This window comes from Microbulbifer hainanensis, assembly GCF_014904735.1.
GTDB lineage: Bacteria > Pseudomonadota > Gammaproteobacteria > Pseudomonadales > Cellvibrionaceae > Microbulbifer > Microbulbifer hainanensis.
The window spans coordinates 1-1127 of the sequence record NZ_JACZCR010000065.1 but is presented as its reverse complement, the minus strand read 5'-3'; the positions used below and the strand labels follow the sequence as shown (position 1 = coordinate 1127).

At 59.4% G+C, this 1127-nt stretch carries 3 protein-coding genes; all 3 read right to left on the bottom strand.

Annotated elements, in window-relative coordinates:
* On the bottom strand, window positions 1-211 hold a 211-nt coding region (locus tag IG168_RS20335), incomplete at its 3' end, for a hypothetical protein (protein ID WP_449843659.1).
* Window positions 201-623, bottom strand: a complete 423-nt coding sequence (locus IG168_RS20330; protein WP_193166435.1) for a hypothetical protein — start codon at window positions 621-623, stop codon at window positions 201-203. The genes IG168_RS20335 and IG168_RS20330, both read right to left, overlap by 11 nt.
* Window positions 604-1127 (bottom strand): type IV secretory system conjugative DNA transfer family protein (locus tag IG168_RS20325; RefSeq protein ID WP_193166434.1); only part of this gene is annotated, 524 nt, incomplete at its 5' end. The genes IG168_RS20330 and IG168_RS20325, both read right to left, overlap by 20 nt.

The following is a 1127-nucleotide window of genomic DNA, read 5'->3' as shown; positions in this document are numbered from 1 at the left end:
CCCCGGCCGCAAGCCGAAGGAGAGTTTCGGCCCTCGCCGATGGAAAGTCCGTCCGGACCAGCTCGGGGGACTTGCCCCATCGCTTGATCCAGAGCCTGCCGTCATCGTTCAACATGACATCGGTCAGGTCCTCGTCATCAAGGAACGGAAGGTCCTGTCTTAACTGGTCTTCAAATGCTGCGGTCTGCCGCAGCGCGGCGTCACTGCTCATCTTCAAGAATCTCCCGCACGTAGGGAACGTCCTTCACGATTTGTTGGCGGACCGCATCCGTGAATGCCTCCCATCGCTTCGGAGCGCCTTTCAGGATCTCCTCGCGCATTTCATGGTTCGGCGGGAAAGTGTTTCCGAAGTAAACCCGCACAAACTGAGCCAGCGTTTCAACGCCGAGGTTGATATCCCTCTGCATCGATTGAATCGCCCGTGTCTGCTTTCGCAAGGTCACGGCCATCGTGTTTTCAAGCTGAATGAAGTCGGGCTCGGCCGGATTGAAATAGGCCTCAAGCGCCTCCTCGGCGATATGCGACTCCTTCCGGCGCTGTTGCTTGGCGGCCGTCGCCAGTTGCTCCGCCAATCGCGCCGGCAAATGAAAGCGCTTTGCGATTTTAGATCCGGAAGAGGCCATTATCGTTCTCCCTCACCTGCGCGTTGTCGTCGCTACCAAGTTCGCTCTGCTGCTCTCGCCCCGGTTCATCTGGATCACCTTCGACCGGGCCTGGGTCATCCATGATGGTGCGTCCAGTCGAAATGTGATCGACCTCCCCGTGCCCTTCCGTTTCGTCGCGTTCGGACGCTGGGATCTCGACGGGCTCGACGGTCAACCCCGCCCATGGATTGACCGGCGGCACGTGATCGCGCGGGACGGGGGGCGCCTGCTCTGCGCTGTGTGCGCGCATAAACGGGTCTTCCCACCATTTGATTTTCTCGATCAAAGCCGGGGCAATGTCCGGTGCGAAAAATAGCTGTTGGGTGCGCGGCAGATCCTGTACCTCGCCCGGCGTGAGAAGCGCTCGCGCGTTCTCTTGATGTGAGACGAACGTGTGCATCAGGATCGGCGCGAGACGGTTGCCGGAAACGTTCATTTCCTCTTCGCGATGCGTCTTCGTCCCGACCATTCGGGAGACATAAT

What these genes read in the sequence shown, in the direction of transcription:
- IG168_RS20330 (WP_193166435.1), bottom strand. Translation starts at nt 623, where the DNA reads ATGGCCTCTTCCGGATCTAAAATCGCAAAGCGCTTTCATTTGCCGGCG.